The 23,486-nt window shown below is 71.7% G+C and carries 15 protein-coding genes; 7 read left to right on the top strand and 8 right to left on the bottom strand.

Annotation, left to right across the window (positions count from 1 at the left end; genetic code table 11):
• Positions 1 to 19: 19 nt before the first annotated feature.
• The 5 genes from WN71_RS32755 to WN71_RS41605 all read left to right on the top strand — a co-directional run bounded on the left by WN71_RS32755 (position 20) and on the right by WN71_RS41605 (position 9,904).
• Positions 20 to 1,969: a VMAP-C domain-containing protein gene (locus WN71_RS32755; RefSeq protein ID WP_046591904.1), complete on the top strand. Its 1,950-nt coding sequence runs from the start codon at positions 20 to 22 to the stop codon at positions 1,967 to 1,969.
• A complete protein-coding gene (locus WN71_RS32760; RefSeq protein WP_046591903.1) occupies positions 1,966 to 3,069 on the top strand; it encodes an AAA family ATPase in 1,104 nt (367 codons plus the stop codon). The genes WN71_RS32755 and WN71_RS32760 overlap by 4 nt, the downstream gene beginning before the upstream one ends.
• Positions 3,066 to 6,521: an SAV_2336 N-terminal domain-related protein gene (locus WN71_RS32765; RefSeq protein ID WP_052743202.1), complete on the top strand. Its 3,456-nt coding sequence runs from the start codon at positions 3,066 to 3,068 to the stop codon at positions 6,519 to 6,521. Before WN71_RS32760 ends, WN71_RS32765 begins: the two co-directional genes overlap by 4 nt.
• Before the next feature lie 963 nt (positions 6,522 to 7,484).
• Positions 7,485 to 9,257, top strand: coding sequence for a hypothetical protein (locus WN71_RS32770; RefSeq protein ID WP_046591902.1), 1,773 nt, complete (start codon positions 7,485 to 7,487; stop codon positions 9,255 to 9,257).
• 11 nt (positions 9,258 to 9,268) lie between these two features.
• Positions 9,269 to 9,904, top strand: coding sequence for a hypothetical protein (locus WN71_RS41605; protein ID WP_143074900.1), 636 nt, complete (start codon positions 9,269 to 9,271; stop codon positions 9,902 to 9,904).
• A gap of 109 nt (positions 9,905 to 10,013) precedes the next feature.
• On the opposite strand, the gene WN71_RS32780 is transcribed toward WN71_RS41605, so the two are convergent.
• The 3 genes from WN71_RS32780 to WN71_RS32790 form a co-directional block, all read right to left on the bottom strand.
• A complete protein-coding gene (locus tag WN71_RS32780; protein WP_143074901.1) occupies positions 10,014 to 11,978 on the bottom strand; it encodes an RICIN domain-containing protein in 1,965 nt (654 codons plus the stop codon).
• A 316-nt stretch (positions 11,979 to 12,294) separates the two neighbouring features.
• Positions 12,295 to 13,005: an ABC transporter ATP-binding protein gene (locus tag WN71_RS32785; protein WP_046591900.1), complete on the bottom strand. Its 711-nt coding sequence runs from the start codon at positions 13,003 to 13,005 to the stop codon at positions 12,295 to 12,297.
• On the bottom strand, positions 13,002 to 14,087 hold the full coding sequence (locus tag WN71_RS32790; protein ID WP_046591899.1) for an ABC transporter permease: 1,086 nt from the start codon (positions 14,085 to 14,087) through the stop codon (positions 13,002 to 13,004). Before WN71_RS32790 ends, WN71_RS32785 begins: the two co-directional genes overlap by 4 nt.
• A gap of 172 nt (positions 14,088 to 14,259) precedes the next feature.
• Here WN71_RS32790 and WN71_RS32795 point away from each other — a divergent pair, with 172 nt between their 5' ends.
• Entirely contained in the window at positions 14,260 to 15,564 is a 1,305-nt protein-coding gene (locus WN71_RS32795) for a sensor histidine kinase (protein WP_079178296.1), read from the top strand.
• Positions 15,561 to 16,199: a response regulator gene (locus WN71_RS32800; RefSeq protein WP_046591898.1), complete on the top strand. Its 639-nt coding sequence runs from the start codon at positions 15,561 to 15,563 to the stop codon at positions 16,197 to 16,199. Before WN71_RS32795 ends, WN71_RS32800 begins: the two co-directional genes overlap by 4 nt.
• A 43-nt stretch (positions 16,200 to 16,242) precedes the next feature.
• Here the strand turns inward: WN71_RS32800 and WN71_RS32805 are convergent, their stop codons facing one another.
• The 5 genes from WN71_RS32805 to WN71_RS32825 form a co-directional block, all read right to left on the bottom strand.
• Entirely contained in the window at positions 16,243 to 17,457 is a 1,215-nt protein-coding gene (locus WN71_RS32805; RefSeq protein ID WP_046591897.1) for an MFS transporter, read from the bottom strand.
• Positions 17,458 to 17,690: 233 nt separating this feature from the next.
• A complete protein-coding gene (locus WN71_RS32810; protein ID WP_046591896.1) occupies positions 17,691 to 19,784 on the bottom strand; it encodes a glycosyl hydrolase family 28-related protein in 2,094 nt (697 codons plus the stop codon).
• Positions 19,785 to 19,993: 209 nt separating this feature from the next.
• Positions 19,994 to 21,613, bottom strand: coding sequence for an outer membrane protein assembly factor BamB family protein (locus WN71_RS32815; RefSeq protein WP_046591895.1), 1,620 nt, complete (start codon positions 21,611 to 21,613; stop codon positions 19,994 to 19,996).
• 233 nt (positions 21,614 to 21,846) lie between these two features.
• Entirely contained in the window at positions 21,847 to 22,389 is a 543-nt protein-coding gene (locus WN71_RS32820; RefSeq protein WP_046591894.1) for a GNAT family N-acetyltransferase, read from the bottom strand.
• 63 nt (positions 22,390 to 22,452) lie between these two features.
• Positions 22,453 to 23,412: a formate/nitrite transporter family protein gene (locus WN71_RS32825; RefSeq protein WP_052743200.1), complete on the bottom strand. Its 960-nt coding sequence runs from the start codon at positions 23,410 to 23,412 to the stop codon at positions 22,453 to 22,455.
• Positions 23,413 to 23,486 lie beyond the last annotated feature (74 nt).

Here is a 23,486-nt window from a genome sequence, read left to right on the forward strand (position 1 = left end):
TGAGCGCCCCTCGGTCGTCATGCGCGGATTCAATCCGGTCGCCGCCCTCCAGCAACTGCTGGAGCGATGCCGTGTGTTCGTCGACGGCGCGACCGAGGGAACCGGCTTCTTCGTCGCCCCCGGCTTCGTCCTCACCAATGCCCACGTCGCCGGCGGCGAGGCGGGCCCGCCCGCTCAAGTCCACTGGTGCGGGCAGGAGTACCAGGCCGTGGTCAGGGCGGCATCGGCGGACAGCCCGGAACGAGGCGGTCTGCTCTACGCGTTCCCCGACCTCGCGATCGTCGAGCTCCTCGAACCACCCGACAGCCATCCCTGCGTATGGCTCGACATGACCTGGCCGTCGCCGGGCGCGCCGCTGGCGGCCACGGGGTACACGGACACGCTCCGGCTCGGCTCCCCCGCGCCACGCCTGGTGACACTGACCGCGGGGGGCCGTACCCACGACCCGGCAGGACCCCTCCTCGAACTCGTGGCGGGTGAGATCCCTCCCGGGCATTCCGGCGGTCCCGTGCTCGACCTGACCAGCGGCGCCGTGTGCGCCGTCGTCAAGGCCACGCGTCTCGAGGACTCCGACATGGGCGGATACGCGGTGACGGTCGACGCGCTGCGGCTGCTCGATCCGGAGGTGTACCGGACCGTCATCGACGCACACGACCGCTTCCACCAGGACGACCGGCGCTGGCGCGACCTGTCCGACCAGGTGGAGCGCGTCCACGACGACGAGGCACCCCAGTACCGCGCGGACGACCGGCGTTTCCTCTCGCTGCTGTCCGCACTGCCCAAGTCCCGCGACGCCGTCGGGTCGCACGCGGCGGCCTTCCTCAAGGCCGCGCCACCGGGCACCCCGCTGCCCGAGCGGCCGCTGCTCACCCACCACGACGTCTACACGGAACTGACCGCCCGCACGGACCCGCCCGCCGGTGAACTCCCCTACGAAATCGCCTTCTGCGCCGACCTCGCCCGCGAACTGTCCAGGCCCCCGGCTGCCATGGACGGCGCCGCAGGAGAACTGCGCGATCAGGTCCTCGTCGTGGCGGGCCGGATCGGACTGGCCGACAAGACCCGCGAACGGCTGGCGGACACCGGTGCCCCGGCCCGCCGACCGTCCGTGATCGGCAGGGTCCGCCACTCGCTGCGGGACCGAAGCCTGTACCACGTCATGGTGTGGCGATTCCGGTCCGAGCACGACATCGTTCCGGGCGCGCCCGAGACCTCGGCGCTCCCCCTCGACGAGGCCCTCGCCCGGCTCGCCGGCCTGCTGGCCGCACAGATCGACCTGATGGGAGACACCCCGCGGAACCGGGGCCTGATCGAGTTGATCCTGCCGCGCGAGGTCGTCGACGTGGACTTCGCCGCGTGGCGGCTGTGGCCGGACTTCGACTTCTGGTCGCTCGGCGGCAAGTACGACCTCGTCGTACGGCCGCTGGAGCGTCACGAGACACCGCGCCTGCACGCCGTCTGGGAGGAACGCTGGCGCCGCCTGGAAGGCAGGCGGGTGGGTGAGGCGTTGGTCTGCGTCTGCGGACGGGACCGCCAGCGCCAAGGGGCGCTCGACGCCACCTTCGACCTGGATCCGGCCCTGGCCGCGCTGGCACTGGCCGGGGCACCGAGCCGGCCACCCGTCGGCGACGCCTACACGGTCGCGCTCACCTCCGGAGTGCCGATGATGGTGTGGCGGCGAGACTCGACGCCCGACGCCTCGGTCTGCGACAGCCCCTGCGGCATACCGGGCCGGGACGCCTGTCCGCGGCCGGATTTCCTGGCCCGCGCGCGCGAGTCCCTCGCCGACACCACGCGGGACGACGTCCCCGGCCGGATTCGCAGACTGCGCAACGAAGCCCAGCAGGACCCGGAGGACGGGGACCACATCGGCGGCCGGGTCGTCGTCCTGTGGGACGACCCGAGCCGGCGGATACCCCGCACCGCCCTGGTCCCGGCCGCACCCGTCGAGGAAGGACAGACCCGTTGAGCGAGTGGAGGATCTACCAGGGCGTCGGTGAGCCGCACGACGGCATCGACCGCCTGCCCGCTCCCCCGCCGTGGCGCGACTTCGGCGACGAGACGGACCCGGTGGTGCCGTTCGACCGCACGCCCACCGCACAGGGCCGGCTCCGCCTGCCCAAGGCGGCCGCCTACCAGGCCGACGACAGCACGATCGAGGCGGTGAACACCGCGCTGTACGTACGCAGGCCGCTGCTGGTCACCGGAGATCCGGGCGTCGGCAAGTCGACCCTCGCGGACGCGGTGGCGAGCGAACTGAAACTGGGCTCGGTGCTGCGCTGGCCCGTGAACAGCAAGACCACCCTGCGCGACGGGCTCTACCGCTACGACTCGCTGGGCCGCCTGGAGGAGGCCGGGCTCGCCCGGAACCGTGCGGCCGGGTTCGCCGCCGACCGCACGAACGCGCTCGCCGGGAACCGCACGGCCGCAACCGCACAGCGCCTTGCGCGCCAGGCCAGGCCCGCGAAACCGCGGCCCACGGATCTCGGCCGCTATGTGAGCCTCGGCCCGCTGGGCACCGCGCTGGCCCCCTACGCGCTGCCTCGCGTCCTGCTGATCGACGAGATCGACAAGAGCGACATCGACCTGCCCAACGACCTCCTCGACGTCTTCGAGGAGGGCGGGTTCGAGATCCCCGAACTGGCACGCGCCGCGGACACCCACGAAACCGTCATGATCAGGCCGTCGGGCGGCGGCCCCGACATCCGCGTGCACCGCGGCATGGTCCGCTGCCGGGCCTTCCCGCTCGTCATCCTGACCAGCAACGGGGAACGCGAGTTCCCGCCCGCCTTCCTGCGCCGCTGCATCCGCCTGCACCTGCCCTCCCTCAGCGAGGACGAGCCACGCCTGAGGGCCATCGTCCGCGCCCACCTGCCGGGCGCCGACGACCAGGCGGAAGAGATCATCCGGCTGTTCATGGAGCGGGCGGCGACCGGTGAACTCGCCACCGACCAACTCCTCAACGCCGTGTACCTGATGAGCCGCACCGTCCAGGGCGGCGCACCCGACCCCGGCGGCATCGCGCGTCTGGTGCTCCAGCATCTGAACGTGACGGCACCCGCCGAGTGACGCACGACGGCCGTGGCACCCCCGCGCTCGGAGCGCTGCTCGGCACTCCCGCACTCGGCGCGCTGCTCGGCGCCCTCGACCCGCAGGGGCCGCCCGCCGGTCCCCGTGAGATCGCCGAGCTGCTGTGGCTGGCCGCCCAGCTGCCCGAAGGGGCCGTCGTGCGACCGCACCTGCCCGTCCCGGACGCCTCGGCCGACGCACCCCCGACGTCGACTGCCGCCACGGGGGCGGGGGACGGCTCCCCCGAAGAAGCCTCCGAGGGCGATGCGGACGAACAGGGCGACCGCCTGTTCCTGCCGGACACCGACACTCCGGCCGAAGGGCACGCCCTGCTCCACCCCGGCTCTCCCGTCCGCGTCGCCGCGGCACCCGCGCTCCCGCACCGACGCGCCCTCGGCAGATCGCTGCGACCGCTCAAACGCCGCGTGCCGTCGAGGACTCGTCTGGTCGTCGACGAGGACGCCACCGCCGACCGCATCGCCCACGAAGTCCGATGGCTGCCCGTCCTCGTCCCCGCCCGGGACCGCTGGCTCGACCTCGTCCTCGTCATCGACGCACACGGCGACAGCGCCGCCCTGTGGCAACCGCTGGGCCGCGAACTGCTCGGCGTACTGCGGGAACTCGGCGCCTTCCGGGACATCCGCACCTACTGGCTGCGCCGCCAACCCGACGGCACGCCCGGGCTCTCGACCGGGCCGCGCGGGACACTGCGCTCACCCGCAACCGTGAGCGACCCGACCGGCCGCACCGTCACCCTGGTCCTCACCGACGGGGTCGCCCCGGGCTGGGGCGGCGAAAGCCTGCGCGGCACACTCCGCCTGTGGGCCCGCAGCGGACCGGCCGCCGTCCTTCAGACCCTGCCCGAGAACCTGTGGGGGCAGACGGCCCTGGCACCGGAGCCGGGACGCTTCCGCAGCAGCCAGGCCGACGGCCTGCCCACCCGGTTGCACTTCACCCCGTACGCCCTCGGTTCCCGCACCCCGCAACCCGGCGAGATCCCCGTACCGGTGCTGGCCCTCAGCCCGGAGTGGCTCGCCCCCTGGGCCCGCGCCGTCGCCGGCGTCGGCGAGTTCGACGGCGCGGCCGTACGACTGCCCGCCGCCGGGGCCGCAGCCCCCGACGCCCTCCCACCGCCGCCCGCCGAAGCGCCCGTCAGCTTCGAGGAGTTCCTGGCGCAGGCACAACCGGGACCCTTCCGGCTCGCGGCCTACCTGTCCGCGGCACCGCTCAACCTCGCCGTCATGCGGCTGGTCCAGTCGGTCATGCTTCCGGACAGTCCGCCGTCGGATCTGGCGGCGATCGTGTACAGCGGCGTCCTGCGCAGGCTGCCCGGCGGCGACACCGACCCCGACCCGTTGCAGCAGGCCTACGAGTTCGCGCCCGGCATCCGCGAGCGGCTGCTCAGCACCCTGCGCCGGGACGAGGCCGATCAGGTCGTCGCCAACGTCTCCGCCTACGTCGAACGCAACCTGCCGGCCGGGTCCGCACGCTTCACGGCGGCGATCGCCGATCCGGCAGGCCCCCTGCTCCTGCCGGCCGGAGCCCGGCACTGGGCGGAGGTACGGAGCCTGGTGAACCGCCGTCGGCGGCGCAGGGCGTCGGCGGTTGTGGCGACAACTCCGTTGCCCGCGCCAGAGACCCGTGCCCCGCAGCGGCCAACGGCCTCGGCCGAGGACGCGGTGCCGGGCGCGGCAGGCACCGTCGTGCCAACCGTGACCGTCTCGCAGACCCAGCCCCCGACCTCCAAGCGAAGCCGCAACGTTCGCCACGTCCTGATCACCATCGGCGTCTCACGGATCCGGGGCGGCCCCCCGACACGGTTCGCAGGCGTGGCCGAGGACGTGGCCAGGGTTCGCACTGAGTTCGAGGCACTCGGATACACCACCGTCCTGCCCGAACTCGCGAACGACCCCGCGGCGTCGACCGTGCTGCGTTCCATCAAGGGGTGGGCGGCGAGCCAGAGCGCGGCGAAGGCCGAATCGGTGGTCGTCTATTTCGCGGGTCGCACAGCCCGCTCGGGCAGGGAGGCCACGCTGCTGACCTCCGACAGCGAGCAGACCGGATCGAGGATCAGCGGGATCACCATCTCTCGACTGCACCAGGCCTTCGCCGGGCATCCGGGCGCCTTGATGTTCGTTCTCGACACCAGTTTCCCGGCTGTTCTCGTCGACCCTCCCGTCGCCGCGGGCAGCCTCCCGCCTCTGTGGGTGCTCACCTGCCGGCAGGTACTGGCGGACCACTCGGGGAGCGACTTCGCCCGCGGCCTGACCGTGGAACTGTCGAGGACGAGACGCGGTTTCGTCGCCCCGTACGACCTGATGGAGTTCGCCTCGCGCATCCGCACGAGGATGGTGGACCAGAACCCGGGGGTGAGCGACCCCGCGATGATCACCCTGAGCCCGAGCACCTCCTGGTTCGCGTTCCGACGGTTCTTCCCCGACCACCACCTGCCGGAGCCGCTGAGCCCGCTCCCCGCCGAAACCCTCCCTCGCACAGAACAGGCAGAGGCGCTCAAGGCCCTGACCGACTGGCTGTTGCGGCATCCGGAGGACCACCGGCCCAGAATCGTGAACGGTGTTGCCGGCACCGGCAAGTCGGTGCTCCTGCTGATGCTCGAACGCAGCCTCCTCGAAGCCGAGGCCGCGGGGCGCGCACCGATCGGGCGCCTCAGGACCGTGCTCCTCAACGCTGCCACGATCAGGTCCGCACCCGACATCAGCGGCTTGTGGGCGAGTCTGGCCACTCAGCTCGCTCTGCCCGGCGACGCTTCGAGGGCGGTGATGTCCCAACTGGCCGCGGCCCCGTTCACGGTGGCCGTGCTCCTGGACCACCTCTACGAGGTGTCCACCAGCAGGCGCCGCAAAATCCTGGCCGAACTGGTCGACCCCCTGCGAACTCTGCCCGGCGTACGACTCGTCATCACGGAGGACACGACACGGCGCCCCCTCCCCGAACTGGGCGCCGACGTGGAAGTCCTGCGCCTCGAGCACCACCCCCCGCGTGCCTCGACCCATGACGACGCCCTGGACCGAGTGCTGGCATCGCCGCGGGCACATCTGATCGTCGACGGCCACAGCGTCATCATGGAGGCCTACGGCGAACTGCCGCCGGACGAGGGGCCGATGAGGCTGCTGGAGCGGCTCTCGCAACGCGCCGAACCGACGGGCGTCGAGATCACCTGCGTCTTCGATCACGTCGACCTGCTCGGGCGTCCACCCCTCGCCGCGCCACGAGGAGTGCGGGTGCTGATCCCCGCACCCGGCGTCCGTGATGATGAGTTCATCTGGCGGATGGTGGCCGCGGAGCCGCACGACCGTCCGATCGTCGTCGCGTCACAAAGCGCTGTGCTGAACGTCGACGTCACCCGCCGCCCGGGGGCGCGTTCGGTCGACGTGGCCACGCTGATGAGATGGCTCTCACGCACCACTCCCCGGACCGGGTCGGGGACGTAAGACGACCGACTACGGCAGCTCCTCGGCCGTCAGCTGAACTGGGGCCGTTGATCCGGGCAGTCGGCAGATCCGCTCGCCTCGACCCGGCCTACGTACGACTCATCCCACGCGATCCAGGACCACAGGGCCGACCTCGACGAGATGATCATAGCCGGGATATGGAGAAACTGTGAACACCCCTCAACCGTTCCCGATCATCTCGCCATCACACTGAAGGCACAGATCCACACAGGCGGGGGTTCCTACCCAGGCCGCCCCGAGAGGCCCTGTCGCGCCGGTTCTCCCTATCCGGCCACACAGGATCAACACATGTGCTTCACATCGTGCACACAATACGGATCTTGTTGCGCCAACCGGGCATGGCGCTTGCGAAAGCTGCCCTATGCAATCAAGATCGCCACTCGAAGGCCGCTCCCTCGCGCTGCGGCACTCCCGATCCCGTCACCCCGACAGGAGCCGGTTCCGTTTCCCGCCCTGGCCATTCATGGGAAGTGTCATGTCTCCGTCCCCGCACCCGCGGTCTCGCGGTCGAAGGCCGTCCGTCATGCGCCGTGAACCATGACGCCACGGTGGAGGCGGCCACTACTACGCACGGCCACTGAGGACAGCAGGGCCCCCGGCGATATGGGCCGTTGAGTCCGTCATCGAAGGCAGGGCAGCTCGGGCGACCGCCATCGCCCGCCCCTCGCAGGCCGGCCGGATCGCCGCCCACGACCCAACCCACCGCAAGTCGCCGACAGTCGACCTCACCCGCGACAGTCCGGGCCCGTCGAGTGAACGGCCTTACCCCGTACCGAGACCCGTGCCTGCCAGGCGGTCGGCCGCGCCGCCGCTCCACGCAGCGCTCGGCGTTCAGCCACGGCTCTCCCCTCAACCACGTCATGAATGCGCAGCAGGGAGCGATGCGACATGCCCCGGTTCTTCCGACGGTCCGCACCACCGGACTCCGTGAAGGAATCACCCATGCGGAACGCCGAAGCGACCGCGTCTGAACGTGTGCCTCTTCGCAGGCATCACGGCTGGCGCTGGTTCGTCGTGGCACTCGCGGTGACCCTGACCTACTCCGCGTCGGCGGCCGACGCTTCCGCGTCGGACAGCGAATCCGATCCCGTAGCTGTGACACCCTGCCCCATTCCCGAGACGGGCCTGTCAATCGATGCCCCGTCGCAGCCGATCCCGCAGACGGTTCGACTCTCCGCGGCCATCGAACTGCCGCGAGGCGCAACCGTCTACGGCGCGCAGGACCCCCTGAGCGAAGACGGCCTCCTCCGCTACGTCATCGGACCGGCCGGCTATGCCTGCGACGTGGCCGCCGGTGCGGACGGCATGTACACCGTCACCCTCACGGACCCCTACGAAATCACACCAGCGCTCGAATTCGACTTCTCCATAGGCGGCATCATGGGGAACGTCGACCTCGCCTGCTCCTACTTCCGATCGATCCCGCACGTGGAGGGAGAACAGTGCACCACGCCGTCCGCCGACGAAACCGTGGTGCCGATCTCCACCGGGGTTGCCAAGACACAGGCCGCCCTGGTGTCCTTCCCGGCGACCGGGTCACCGGACCACGCCCTGGGGGGACCTGCCGAGCCGGGAGAGACGACACACGTCCTGGTGGCCGCTGACACGACCGGGTCCGACGGCTGGCAGGTGTCCGCGGTGCAGGGCTCCTGCACACTTCCCGCCGCGCAGCGTTCGGTGTGCGCCGCCGCATTGGACGAATTCGCCGCACAGGCTGCCCGGATCGCCTCCGTCCAGGCCGAGATCGACGCGGTGCATCAGGGGCTGGGCGTCGCATCGTCTGATGCGGCATCCGAGGACGACCCGGAGTGCAAGCCGAACGCCGCCGTGTCGGTGGAGCGCGAACTCGGTCTGATTTCCTCGAAGAAGATCCCCGTCTCGGGGAGAAACCTCTCCCTCCCCATACCCGGCGAGATCTCGGTGAGCTACGTTCCCGGTGCCATCAAGCTGTGCGCCCACGGAGTGACTACGGCACTGCGCACACCCGACGGCTTCGACGACGGAGTGATGTCGCTCGGCGCGACGGCGAAGGAAGGAGCACGTTCGGTCTTCGGGCCGTTCACGTACTCCGCGGCCGCGGCCGCCTGGACCTCTTTGCCTGGTGCCCCTCGAGGCCAGAAGGTGAAGCACGAGTTCAAGAAGATGGCGTTCAAGCAGCTCGAGGCGGACCCCTCCCTCTCTCTGGCCTTCTCCGGTAAGGGCGACGCGTCCCTCTCGCTGAACATCGCCTCAGCGGAGTTCGTCGCCGCCCAGGAAGAGGTCACGTTGGTCTCCCACGACGATGCTCTCCTCCAGGCCAGCTTCGGCCCCTCCCTGGAGGTGTCGGTCGGGGTGCCCCTCAAGGAGTTCGAGGAGAAGATCGCCGAAGACGAAGCCATGGGCATGACGGAGGAAGCCGCGATACAGGATGTGTCCGAGCAGGTCAGCGGGGACGCGGTGGAGGGCATCGCCGCCGAAGCCGCTCACTTCGACGGGGTGACCGTGTCGGAGGCGGCGGAACGAGCCGCCTATGAAAGCACCCGCAGCGGTCTGGCGGAGGCCCTCGAAGCGGACAGTTCCCTGCCCGAAGCGGCGGCCGCTGCGGAAGCGACGGCATCCGAAGCCGTGGCTTCCGAGGTCACGGCCGCGGAAGCGGCGGCGATCGAGGGAGAGGTCGCCACCGGGGCCATCGAGCTCGAAGCCTCCGATCTTCTGCTCTTTCTCTTCGTTCTGTGAGGTCCGTACCCATGTTTGATCGTTTCCGATACAAGACATCGCACGCTCTGATCGGGGTCCTTGTCACCGTCCTGGCCGTCACCGGCTGCAGCAGCCATCCGGCGCCCTCGGATGCCGACGGCTCACCGAGCGGATCGACTGCCCGCTCCAATGCGGCCAAGCGGGCCCTGCCTCCCGGATTCCAGGAGAGCAGCTCCACGGACAAGGCCAATGCTCTCCCGGGCAAGCTTCGTGTCGAGTCCGTCACGCACCTGGACCCTGAGAAGCTGCACCGCGTGCCGCTGCCCGAGAAGGCCGAAGCGACCAAGGTCGCCCAGAGTCTGGTCAATCGGGCCGCGCCGACGAAGGTCAGTCCCCTGCTCATCGACGCCTCCGGCTTCACGGCCGGACAGCGCATCACCGTGGCCGCCGGTGGATTCGGCGCCGCGAGCCACAACGTCCTGTTCGTCCTCAACGGCCCCGGCGGCCGAACTCAGCGCCTCGTCACGGCAGATCACGGCGTCGCGGTCGGGCTGGTCACGCTTCCCTCCCATCTCCAGCACGGCCGCTGGACATTGGGCGTGGAGGACCTCAGCCAACTGCAGATCCATGCTGGGCAGGCACCCGCCGGCACGGTGTCGCTCGCTCTCGCCGTCTTCACGGCGTGACGCCACCAGCGACCGACCCGTACAGGGTGCAGGACCATGGCGGCGAGACTGGCCCGGCGGGCTCCATGGCCCGCCGGGCCAGTCTCGTCATCCGCGAACCACGCGCGAGCTACAGCAGCTTCCAACGCTGGTTCGCCCCCAGGTTCCAGTCCCACTGGACCACCGAGACGCTGTCGTCGACCGACGAGTACTGGACGTCCAGCACCTTGCCGGAGTGTTTGGCGACGATGCGGCTGTAGCCGTCCGAGACCGGGATGATCTGGAAGCGTTGGTTGTCGCCGCCGGACCACGGCCATTGGACGAGCTGGGCCCCGTTGTCCTGAGAGCCGCCGGCCACGTCGAGCACCTTGCCGGAGTGTGCGGCCACCAGGCGCACGTAGCCGTCGCCCACGGATTCGACCAGGAACCGCTGGTTGTCCCCCACCCCGGGGGAGAACTGGACGCCCTGTGCCCCGTCGTCCACGCTGCCGCCGCGTACGTCCATCACCTTGCCGGAGTGCAGCGCCATGATCCATTGACCGCGGTACGTCCACTGCTGGTGGGGCACCCCGGTGTACGTCGACTGCACCAGCCGGCTGCCGTTCTTGCCCTGCGGGGCGGCGACGTCGAGCACCAGGCCGGAGTGCTTGGCCCTGAGCCGGTACACGCCACCGCCGGCGTCCTCCAGGGTGAACCGCTGGTGGTCGCGGTCGTCCCAGACCCACTGCACGACGTCCGCGCCCTCCTGGGTGGAGCCGCCCGAGACGGTGAGCACCTTGCCGGAGTGGTCCGCCACCACGCGCAACTCGCCGTTGCCGACGGCCTGGAGGTGGAAGCGCTGGTTGCTGCCGGCCGCGTACGGCCACTGGAGGGCCGCGGCCCCGTCGCCCCGGCTGCCACCGGCGATGTCGGCCACCAGGCTGCTGTTGTGGTTGAGCAGCGGGCCCTGGACCGACCAGCCCAGGTGGCTCGGGGTGTAGTCGCAGAGCTGGAAGTCGTTCACCTTCATGATGCACGGGACGCCGCGCCCCGCCGCCCGGGTCTCGCAGTTCCCGTTCGGCACGTTGAACCGCCCGAACAGGTCGCCGCAGGCGCAGGGGGCCTTCTCGTACTCGTCGGGGCAGCCGAAGATGTGCCCGGTCTCGTGCGCGAAGACGCGGTCGATGTTGTCCGGTCCCCAGGTGCTCCCGGAGGTGTCCATGACCAGGTACGGGCCGCCCAGCTGGGCGTAACCCGGGTGCCGGAGAGGGTACTTGGTGAAGAAGGCGCAGTAGGCCCAGTCCGTGGCATGGCTGTTGCGCAGGTCTTCCACGTAGTCCAGGACCGTCTGCGTCCGGAGTTGTTTGAGGGTCGGTGCCAGCCAGTACTGCTCGCGGGCGTCCAGGTCGAGGTCGGCCTTGGGCAGGTCGAGGTCGACCGTCGCGACGGTCCACACGTAGGACAGGCCCACCGTGGCCGGAGCGACGGTGATGTACCAGCCGATCCCTTCCTGGAGTTCCGCGACGATCTTCGCCTGTTCCGCCGCGGAGATGGCCAGTTCGCCGGGTCCGCTGACGAAGACGACACCCAGCCCGACCCTGCCCTCGAACTGCGCGCTGGTGGGCCGCGTCACCGCGGCCGCGGTGAGTCCGGCCTCCGGCGGCGCGACGAATCCGGTGCAGTCGCCCAGGTCCCAGGACTCGCCGTCCCGGGTGCGCTGCTGCTTCGCGGCCCGGAAGTCCGCCGACTCCCGTAGCCGCAGCGCCTCGACGGCCAGGCGTTCGGTGTCCGATAGCCCTTCGAGGTCGTCCGGGGTGAGGTCGTCGGCGCTCGCGCGGACCGACCCGGGGTCGGTCCGGGCGCTCCCGTCCGGCGCGGTCTCCAGGATGCCCAGACGGCCGAACCGCTGGACGATACGGCCGGGTCCCGACGGCGACGCGCCCCGCGCGCCCCGGGCCACCTGCTCGGCCGATCCGCCGCGGGGGCTCCCCGCGGCCCGCCCGGCCGACTCGCCCCGCGCGCCCCCTACGGCCGGTTCGGTCGACTCGCCCGGCTTGCCCGGCTCGGGCCCCACGACGATCCCACCGTGCACGGGTAAGTTCTGGTCATTTGCCATGGTCTCCCCCTTGCGTCTGTTCCACTGCCGATTCGGCTGTCGCCCGGTCCGGGCCCGTGGTGCGCGCAGCGCCCGGTCCGGGCTCGTGATGTGCGCCGCGTCCGGTCCGGGCGCGCCGTGAGCGCCGTGCTCGAGGTCGTGCGCGCATGGCTCACCGCGCCGTCCTCGCCGGCGGCGAACGGCCCGGCCGTACGGCTTCTCCCCCGCCCCGGCCTCCTGGCCGTCCCCCGGCACCGGGCATCGCGGCACAGCTTGCTCGCGCTCCGGCGCCATGACAATAGGACCGGCATGTCCGTAGATGTCTACTCTCGGGTCCTCATACGACGTAACGCCCAGGGCCGTCCTGGCCCAGCGGGGCCGTCAGGCGTAGACGCCCGTCGTGGACTTCGGCGATCCGGTCCGCTGCGGTGAGATGGGTGCGGTCGTGGGTGACCAGGACGGTGGCCGTGGACCGCTCGTGGGTGAGGCGGGTGATCAGGTCGATGACGGTGGCGCCCCGCTCGTGGTCGAGGGCGCTGGTGGGTTCGTCCACCAGGAGCACCGTGGGGTCGTTCATCAGGGCGCGGGCGATGTTGACGCGCTGGCGCTGACCGCCGGAGAGCTGGTGGGGGCGGCGGCTCGCCTGGTCGGCCAGTCCCACCGCGTCGAGCAGTTCCCTCGCACGACTTTGGGCGGTGCGCGGCCTCCGGCCGTCGATCCGGGCCATCACCTGGAGCTGTTCGACGGCGGTGAGGGAGGGCAGCAGGTTGGGCTGCTGGAAGACGATGCCGATCCGGTGGCGGCGCAGTGCGGCGAGTTCGCCGCGGGGCAGGCCGGTGGTGTCGGTGCCGTCGACGGTGACGGTTCCGGAGTCGGGGGTGATCAGGGTGGCGGCGACCGCGAGGAGGCTGGACTTGCCGGACCCGGAGGGGCCCACCACGGCGGCCAGCGTGCCCCGCGGCACGTCGAGCGTGACCTGGTCGAGAGCGGTCAGGCGGGAGTCGCCGTCGGGGTAGGTGAGGGTGATCCCGGTCAGGTTCAGGCTCATCGGGCGCTCCCCAGGGCGGTCAGCGGGTCGACGGAGGTGATGCGGCGGACGGACAGTCCGGCCCCGAGCGCGCCGAGGGCGATCATCACCGCGGCGGGGATCAGGACGATCGCCGGGGTGAGCAGGAACGGCACGGCCGAGCCGGCCACCAGCGCGCCCAGGGCGGTGGCGATGCCGGTGCCGAGCAGGGTGCCGCCGGCGAGCAGGACCACGGCCTGGCCGAGGGCGTCCCGGAGCAGGCCCGCGGTGGAGGCGCCCAGCGCCTTGAGGACGGCGACGTCGCCGCTGCGCTGGATGGTCCAGACGGTGAAGAAGGCCCCGATGACCAGGGCCGAGATGGCGAAGAGAAAGCCGCGCATCAGCAGCAGGGACCCGTTCTCGGAGGTGTAGGAGCCGATCGCGGACAGCGAGTCCTCGACGGTGACCGTGACGGTGCCGGCCCGGTGGTCGGTCGCGGCCACGTCGGCGCGAGAGGTGGTGTCCAGCGCGATGACGGTGGCTCTCGCCCCGTTGCCGCCGCCGGGCGGCGCGGTCTTTTGCCAGACGTCCAGGCTGGTCCAGACGACCGGGGTGTGGCTGAAGAAGGCGTCGCCGCGGACGGCGGCCACCGTCAGCCGCTGACCTGCCACGTCCAGGGGATCGCCTGGCGTCACGCCGAGGTCGTCGGCGGCCGTGGTGGACAGCACCACCGCGCGATCGTCGATCTTGTCGCCGTCGGGGGCGAGGCGGGAGCCCGGCTCCACGCCGAAGGCAGCGACGCCGGTGCTCCTGTCTCCCGCGGTGGCCTTGGTGACGGTGATGCCCAGCGGGTCGGCGCTCTCGACACCGGGTGCCTCGGACCACCGCGTCCACTGCCGCTCGGTGACGGTGGAATCGGCGTACGACAGGTCCTGCCCGCCGCGGGGGGCCTGGAAGGCGATCCGGTCGGCGGGCAGGCCCGTGATCGCGGAGGTGTTCTGCTGCCCCAGCCCGGCCGTCAGCCCGGACAGCAGCCCGACCAGCAGGGTGATCAGCACGATGACGGTCCCCATCAGGGCGAAGCGCCCCTTGGCGAACTTGAGGTCTCTCCAGGCGACGAACACGGCCTCGGCCTGTCCTTTCCGGCGGTGGAAGCGGTACGGCTCCACCCTCGCGGCCGCCCCCGTCCGTGCGCGTCCGGCGCAGGACCGCACTTGGCGGGCCGGAAGTCGGCCCCCGGGTTCCACCTTTCGACAGAGGCCTCGACGTGCCGGGCTCCGTAATGTGGGACGCACTGTGAACACCGCCGCCCCCGCCCCGACCCCGACCACCCGGACCCTGACCTGGTGCCTGCACCTGCTGGTCCTCGGTCTGCTCGCCCTGACCGCCGGCCGGGCCGTCGTGGACGGCCCGGCCCATGCCGGTGTGATCGTCGCCGCGTCGGTGGTCTGCGGCCTGGTGTACGCGGCCGGGTCCACTCTGCCGCGCGTACGGCGCTCACGGCGGGCCGCCGCCCTGTGGCTGGCTGCCGTGGGTGTCTGCTGGGTCGGGCTGCTCGTCCTGTCGCCCGACGCCGTATGGGTGGCGTTCCCGCTGTACTTCCTCCAGCTGCACCTGCTTCCCCGCCGCGCCGGACTGGCGGCCGTGGCCGCCACGGCCGCCGTCGCCGTCGCCGGGTTCGCCGCCCACCAGGACTCCTTCAGCCCCGCCATGGCCATCGGGCCCGCGCTCGGCGCCGCCGTGGCGGTCGCCGTGGTGTGGGGATATCAGGCCCTCTACCGGGAGAGCGAGCAACGCCGCAGACTGATCGAGGAGCTCGTGGCCACCCGCGCCGACCTCGCCGCCGCCCAGCACACCGCCGGTGTGCTGGCAGAACGCGACCGTCTGGCCCGCGAGATCCACGACACCCTCGCGCAGGGACTCTCCAGCATCCAACTGCTGCTGCGCGCCGCCGAACGGGCGCTGCCCCACGCCCCGGACAACGCGGCCCGCTACGTCGGCCAGGCGCGGCAGGCCGCCGTGGACAACCTCGCCGAGGCCCGCCGCTTCGTCGCCGCCCTCACCCCGCCCACGCTGGAGGGCACCAACCTGGCCGGCGCCCTGGACCGCCTGTGCGCCGCGACGTCCGCCCGGCACCCGCTGACCGCGCGCTTCCACCTCACGGGCGACCCGGCCCCGCTGGCCACCGCGCACGAGGTCGCACTGCTGCGCATCGCCCAGTCCGCCCTCGCGAACACCGTCGCCCACGCCGAGGCCACCACCGCCGACGTCACGCTCACCTACCTCGGTGACCAGGTCGCCCTCGACCTCGTCGACAACGGCCGCGGGTTCGATCCGGCCCGGCTGCCCGTGCCGAACCCGGAGGCCGGCGGGTTCGGGCTGACCGGGATGCGGGCCCGCGCCCAGGCCCTGGGCGGCACGTTCACCGTCGCATCCGCCCCCGACCGCGGCACCGCCCTCACCGCCCGCGTGCCCCTCGTCCCACCGGCCGAGCCCCGGCCCGAGACCCGCTCGGGGGTCCATGCCGAGCCCCGGCCCGAGACGCGGCACGACACCCGGCTCAACACCCCCCGCGACACCCAGCCCGAGGCCCGACCGTGATCGACACCCCCATCCGTCTGCTGCTGGCCGACGACCACCCCGTCGTACGGGCCGGGCTGCGCGCCGTGCTGGAGACCGAACCCGGTCTCGTCGTCATGGCCGAGGCCGCCACCGCCGAGGACGCCGTCGCCCGCGCCGCCGAGGGCGACATCGACGTCGTACTGATGGATCTCCAGTTCGGCCGGGGCATGGGCGGTGCGGAGGCCACCGCCCGGATCACCGCGCGGCCGGGCGCCCCCCGGGTGCTGATCGTCACGACCTACGACTCCGACGCCGACACCCTGCCCGCCATCGAAGCCGGCGCCACCGGCTACCTGCTCAAGGACGCCCCGCCGGAGGACCTGGCCGCCGCCGTGCGCACCGCCGCGGCGGGCCGCACCACCTTGGCCCCCAGGGTCGCGGACCGCCTGATGCACCGGCTCCGCGAACCGGGCACCGCCCTGACCCGGCGCGAGACCGAAGTCCTCTCTCAGGTCGCCGAGGGCCTGTCCAACCAGGCCGTCGGCGACCGCCTCCACCTGACCGAGGGAACCGTCAAGTCCCACCTGGCCCGCATCTACGCCAAGCTCGACGTCGACTCCCGCACCGCCGCCGTGGCCGTCGCCACGGAGCTCGGCCTCATCCGGCGGCGGTAGAACCCGCGCTCCCGGTCGTCCGCGACCGGTCCCGGGCGGCCGCTCAGTCCGCCGTAGGGACCGGCGTCTCCTGCCCGGCCACCGGCGACGCCTGCGTGATCACCTCGGAGCGCCGCGCGCCCCGGTCCATGACACCGCCCGTGAAGGCGAGACCCAGACCGGCCACCGCGAGCACCGCGCCGACCAGGTTGGGGGAGGCCCAGCCCCAGCCGGCGGAGATGACCAGGCCGCCGAGCCAGGCACCGCCCGCGTTGGCCAGGTTGAAGGCCGAGTGGTTGGAGGCCGCCGCCATCGTCGGGGCGTCCTTGGCCTTGGCCATGAGCAGCATCTGGATCGGCGTGGTGATGAGGGACCCCATCGCGCCGATGAAGGTGATCATCACCAGCGCGGGCACGGTGCTGTGGACCGCGAAGTAGAACGTCACCAGGGCCGCCGCCAGCAGGACGAGCCCCCAGTACATCGTCGGGCGCAGCGCGCGGTCGGTGAGCGGTCCGGCGATCAGGGTGCCGAGCGTCATGCCGACGCCGTAGAGCGCGAGCACCCAGGTCGTCGACGTGTCGGAGATCCCGGTCAGGTGCGTGAGCATCGGGACGAGGTAGCTGTACACGGCGAAGAAGCCGCCGAAACCCACGACGGCCGTGGCCAGACCGATGACGACCTGCTTGTTGCCCATCGCCCGCAGCTCGTGCCGGATGCCGGACTGCTCGCCGCGCGGCTGGTGCGGGACGAAGGCGGCCAGCGCGGCCAGCGCGACCAGGCCGATGACGGCGACCGCCCCGTAGGCGGCACGCCAGCCCAGGTGCTGTCCGAGGGCGGTGGCGAGCGGCACTCCGATGATGTTGGCGATGGTGAGTCCGAGGAACATCTTCGACACGGCGCGGGCCGCCCGGTCGGCGGCGACCAGCCGCGAGGCGACGACGGCGCCGACGCCGAACAGCGCGCCGTGCGGCAGGCCCGCCAGGAAGCGGGCGGCGAAGAGCGTGCCGAAGCCGGGCGCGAGGGCGGATGCCGTGTTGCCGATCACGAACAGGCCGGTCAGGAGCAGCAGCAGCCGCTTGTGCGGGACGCGCGCGCCTATGCCCGTGAGCAGCGGGGCGCCGACGACGACACCGAGCGCGTACGCCGACACGACGTTGCCGGCGTGCGGTACGGAGACACCGATCCCGTCGGCGATCTGGGGCAGCAGCCCCATCGTGGCGAACTCGGTCGTGCCGATGCCGAATGCGACGACAGCCAGGGCCAGCAGAGCCAAGGGCATGGTGCGGGAGAACCTTTCGAAGGGCGACGGGCCGGGGAACGGAGCGGTGTGGTGCGGACACGTCCGCGCAGCGAGTGCGGCGGTCGGCCCCGGCCAGCCCACAAGAATAACTGCTGAGCCCACGCATCCGTCCCGGCAGGGACCGTACGAGGTCGTACGAGGTCGTACGACGGCAGACCGCGGCGGCGGCCGATGGGGATCGGTCGCCGCCGCGGCAGTCGGTTGGGCAGGGATCAGTCGGTGGCGGGCGTGCCCGGCCAGGGCGCGGGGGCCGGTGGCGGGACCACCGCGGGCCGGTCGTCGCAAGTGATGGTGTTCGGCAGTTCCCAGGACGCCAGCCAGGGTCCGGTGGTGCCGCCGCCGTCGTTGCCGCCGAGGTCGTTCACCGTGAACTCGGATCCGGTGGTGGGGAAGTTGAAGGAGCCGCAGTTGTTGACGCCGACCGCGCCGACGTTGCGGGCGTCGACGTTCTCGAAGGACGCCGAGCCCGCGGAGCGGGCGCTGAGGACGGAGGTGCCGGTGCCGTCCACCTGGATGTCCTTGAAGCGGACCCCTCGGATCGCGTACTTGTCCTTCACCGGGAAGTCGGAGACGAGCATGATCGCGTTGTAGGTGTTGTCGAGGAAGTGGTCGCCGGTGACCTGGATGTCGGCGTCGATGTCCCGTTCCAGGGCGTAGAACCAGATGGCGCCGAGGCCGATCTTCCAGTTGAGCTCGAACGGCCCCGAGCGGACCGTGGTGTTGTCGGTGATCCCCAGTCGGCCGGTGAACGGTTCGGCCCCGAAGCGGGATCCGACCTGGATGGCGCTGCCCTCCCGGACGGGGTCGGCGATCAGGTTGCCGGTGACGGTGTTGTCGGTGCCGCCGTAGAGCGCGATGCCGTTGGCGAGGACCGGGCTCTGCACGGTGTTGTGGGCGAAGACGTTGCGGGCGTCGGCCGTCTTCTCCGACCACATGGCGAGCCCGTCGTCGCCGGTGTTGCGGACGAAGGTGTCCGAGACGCTGGAGTCGGTGACGCCGGTGTGGAAGTTGATGCCGTCGGCGATCTGGTCGGCGATCTGGGTGCGGGTGACGCGCAGACCGGTCATCGGGCCGTCGAACCACATGCCGACCTTGGTGTGGTGGAGGTAGAGGCCGTCGACCGTCGAGTCGCTGAGCGCTCCACCGATGGCGTTGACCTGGTCGGTGTCGACGCGTTCGCGTACGTCGCCCTCGACGGCGAAGCCGGACAGGTGGACGTCGTGGCTGCCGCCGTCCGCCGCGTCCTTGCCGTAGAAGCCGACGCCGGTATGGACCGAGCCGTCGGGGGCGGGGGTGCCGAGCGTGACCTGGTGGCCCTTGACGATCGTGTACCAGCTGCCGGCGCCGACGATGGTGACGTCGTCGACGACGATGTGGTGGTTCACCTGGTACGTGCCCGGTGGCAGGTACACCTTGAGGTGGCGCTTCTTGGCGTAGGCGATGGCCCGGTCGATGGCGTCGGCCGCGTCGTGCCGGCCGGTGGGGTCGGCGCCGAAGGCGAGGACGTTCGCGGCGTTCTTCTCGACGTGCGGGGCGCCGACGAGCTGCGTGTCGAGCAGATCGACGACCGTCCAGGCCGCGGCGGTGTTCCTGGGCGCGGTGAGGCGGACGGTGTCTCCTGCGGCGTACCTCTTTCCGAGCAGCAGTCGCTGTTCGTCGTAGAAGTGGCTGGGCCGGAACGGCTTGTCGATGGTGGGCGCCGGGGTGGTGGAGGCCGGGACGCAGCCGCACTCGGTGATCCACCAGTCGGGGTGCAGCAGGTCGCCCTGGGGGTCGTTGCTGAACGGGTACTGGTTGTAGAGCCAGGAGTACTGCGAGGTGAGGGTCATCGTGGTGCGGTGACCGCCGTCCACGGTGACGTCGAGGGGCGCGGTGATGCCGCCGCCCTGCGGGGCGTCGGGAATGCTGTAGCGCACGGTGAGCGCGTCGGCGGCGCGCGGCAGGGTGAACTCGACGTACTGGCCCGGCTTCAGCCGCACCGCCGCGCGGCCGGACGCCTCGGAGGGCAGGGTGTAGGCGGTGCGGTCCGGACCGATGACGGTGCCGTTCGTCGCCGCGCTCTCCGCCTCCTGCTCGACGAAGTCCACCGCGGCGCCGCGCCCCGTGACGAGGGCGGGGTCGAGTCCGGCCCGGGTCACGGCCGGGGCGCCCGCGCCGCCGCCGTGCCCCGCGGCCGCGGGAGCCGGAGCGCCGAAGCCGAGCACGAGAGCTGCGGCGGCCGCGGTCACGGCCACGACCGTGCGCGCCGGTCTTCGCGTACGGCCCCGGAGCCGGTCGGCGGCCGCGGGGAGGGGGTGTCGCGCCATCGGGGTCTCGTTTCTCTGGGAGCGGAGGACACCGAGGGCAGCTCGGTGCGCGGCGGCACGGCCGTCAGGGAGCCGTGCCGCTGCGTACCGGGACATTAGGGCGCGCAGCGAGAACCGGACAAGACGCAGGGCACATATTTCCAGCATTCAGTTAGGATTCTGCAAGTCTACGTCGATTTCTTGCGCAGCTTGCGCTTCTTGCGCGCGACTCACCCGCTCGGGAGCGCGTTCGCCCGCCCCGCACGCCGGACCGAGCACTCCAGGATCCGGCCGTCGACCGTCCCGACGAGCAGGGTCCCGCGCGGGGCCACCGCGAGAGACAGCGCCGTCGTCGGCGTCCCGTCGATCTCCAGTCGGGTCTGCCACCGCACCGTGCCGTCGTCGGCGTCCAGCGCGGTCCGGGCGCCGGAGTTGTCCGCGACGTAGACCGTGTCCTCGTCGACGTCGAGCGCGGTGGCCGCATGGTCGACGCGGTACTGCCACCGCACCGCGCCGTCCAGGGAGCGCCGTACGACATACGCGCCACCGGGCTGGAGACCCGCCCCGTCGTGGACCGCTCCCGCGTACACCAGGCTCTGCCCGATCTCGGCCGCCGGGCCGCCGAAGTGGTGCTCCCGGGGCTCCCAGGAGTGCGGGAAGAGCCGCCGCGTGGTCCCGTCGGCGCCCACGGCCACGACCCACTTGTCCTTGTGCGGCGCGTCCGGGCGCCGGCCCACCAGGACGTACGGCCGGCTGGCGCGCCGGACGTCGAACGGATGGTTGAACAGGTCGAAGCCGCCGACCTCCGGGCCCTCCTGCCGATCGTCGAGGCCGTACATCGTCTGCTTTCGGGGGCGCCGACGCCGGTGGTCCGTCGGTCTCAGCACCACCCTGCTGCCGCCCGCGACCAGCACCCCGGCCTCCTCCAGGTCCAGGGTCTCCAGGACCTGCCCGGTGTCGAGGGCCACGCGCGCGATCCGCGGCGCCGGCCGTTCCCACACCCCGTCGCGTCGGCGCATGCGGCGTTCGGCGTTGGTCCACACCGAGGTCCCGTCGGGGGCGGGGACCAGTTGGCGGCCGCCCTCCTCGTCCGCGACCGCCCATTCCCGCTCCCCCGACGGCAGCCACGACTCCGCCAGGACCCCGTCGAGCGCGGCCAGCACCCGGCCGTCCGCGCCGCTCCGGACGGCCCACACCCGGCGCCGGGGTGACCACTGCCGACCGACCTCGGCGGCGGCCTCCGCGATCAGACGACGTGCCTCGGCCCGGTGATCCGGTCGTGCGGCCGGCCCCACGGGTGCCGCCAGCTCGTCCGGTCCGACGGTCCTCGGGCCCACCGCCGTCCAGTCGGCCCGCGTGAGCACGACCGTGTGCCCCTGCTGATGCGCGTCGTCGTTCTCCCAGTCGTCGCACGGGGACAGAACCAGACGCAGCCGCCCCGGACCGCACCATGCGACGCTCAGCACCTCCCGCGCGTGGCGCAGCGCGGACACCACGGTGCCGGAGTCCAGGTGAACCAGGAGGAGTTCGCCTTCGAAGGAGTAGCCGCCGTCGTAGGAGCCCGTGCCGACGGCCAGCAGCGGCAGCGTGGGGTGGAAGGCCGCCGCGTGCACGGGGTACCTCGACCGCACGAGGTGTTCGCAGCGCAGCGTGTCCCGGTCGTAGACACCGATCCGGTCGCCCGTCCAGCGTGCGTCCGCCGTCCCGGAGCCGCTCCACTGGAGCCGCCCGATGTCACCGGCCACGGCGATCCTGCGCGCGCCTTCGTCGATGACGGCCAGGCTCGGCAATCCGGTCTCGGCGAAGGGCCCGTCGCCCAGCACACGTCGGACCAGCGGCAGTACGGTCATGCAGACTTCCTCCAAGGGGCGCACGGCAAAGGCCGCCGTCCCTCGCGCGGGACGGCGGCCGTTCATGCTCTCTGTTCTGTCGCCGCGCGCGCCATCGGATATCCGGCGGCGGGCGGCACGCTCCGCCTCGGGCGGCTTGGCGGGCTTGGTAGGTGCGGGATGTGCGGGCGGCCTCGGGGGGCGGGCGGCCCGGCTCAGGGGCGGTCCGGGTCGGTCAGGGACGCCCGTTGCGGTCAGGTTCGGTCGAGACCCCAGGTCTGGAGGGTGAAGGGGCGGCCCTTCTCCTCGCCGGTGATCAGCGGAACGTCGAGCAGGGTGAAGCCCGCCTTGGTCGCCACGGCGACGCTGGCCGCGTTCTCGGCCTCCAGCTCCAGGATCACCTGCTCTGCGGCCAGCTGCTCGAAGGCGTACGCGGCCATCACCCGTACCGCGCGCGCCGCGAGCCCCTGACCACGGTGCGCCGGGCCCACCGCGTAGCCGATCTCCGTGCCTTCTGGGGAACGGCGCACCATCACCTCGCCGAGCGGTGCTCCGCCGTCGACCGTGATCGCGAGCAGGACGGCGGTGCCCTCCGCCCGCAGCTGACGGGCCCGGTCCAGGCGTGCGCGGGCGGCGGCGTCGTCGAAGGGGGAGACGATCGGCGTCCAGTACGCGATGTCGGGGTGGTCGAACAGCTCCGGCATCGCCGTCAGGTCCGCCTCCGTCCAGTCCCGCAGGACGAGACCCTCCCCCGAGAGCTCGATCCGCTCGGGAAACGACGACATGGTGCTGCTCATGGTGCGGGACCTCCCTGGCCTGTTCGAACGAGGCAGGATAACCGGCGGGGCTGAACGCCGGGCTCAGACCGCCGTGAGGGTCCGGGGGGCGGGGTCCGCGGCGGGGAGGGGCAGCTCGTCGGGGACGGTGTCCACCGCGGGGAGGGACGGCTGTTCGGGGACGGTGTCCACAGCGGGGAGGGACGGCTGTTCGGGGACGGTGTCCACAGCGGGGAGGGACGGCTGTTCGGGGACGTCGACGGCCTTGACCGACTTCGAGGTGCCGCGGTTCGAGAACCAATACGCCCCGGCCACCAGGACCGCGCCGCCCACGATGTTGCCCGGGACGGTGAAGGCGAGGTTGTGGGCGAGGTCGCCGACGCTTGCCTGACCGTTGACGATGCCGAGCGAGAACAGCGACATGTTGGCGATGCTGTGCTCGAAGCCGCTGGAGACGAAGGCGAACACGGGAATCCACACCATGAAGGCCTTGGCCCCGTCACTGGTCGTCCGGGTGAACATCCACACGGCCAGGCAGACCAGCATGTTGCAGAGCATGGCCCGCGCGAACAGCTGTCCCCCTGTCTCGACTTCCTTCGCGGCCAGCAGGCTGCCCAGCAGGGCGGCGGAGGGCCCGGACTTGACGGTCCCTGCCGCGCCTATGATCAGCGCGAAGAACACCGTCCCCGTCAGGTTGCCGACCAGGGACATCCCCCAGATCCGCGCCGTGTCGAGCCAGGTGGTGCGGCGGCTGAGCGTGCCGAACGTCATGGTCATGCACTGGCTGGTGAACAGGTCGGCGCCGGCGAACATCACCAGGGTCAGGGCGACGGGGAACACCATGCCCTCGACCAGCTTGACGGCACCGGAGTGCCCCGCCTCGAGCGGCCCCGCGACGCTGAGCATCAAAACCTCGCCGATACCGATGTAGACACCGGCGAGCATCGCGGAGACCAGGTAACGGGCGGGTGAGCGAACCAGCCGGGCCTTCTTCACGGCCAGGTCCACGGATGCGGCAATGGTGTCGGGAATCGTCAGGGGCATACGGTCGAGACTATGCGCCCCACCCGTCCCGTTTAAGGCGATATGGTCCCGAGCATGCGGGACCTTCAGCCCGT

The organism is Streptomyces mangrovisoli, from assembly GCF_000974985.2.
Lineage (GTDB): Bacteria > Actinomycetota > Actinomycetes > Streptomycetales > Streptomycetaceae > Streptomyces > Streptomyces mangrovisoli.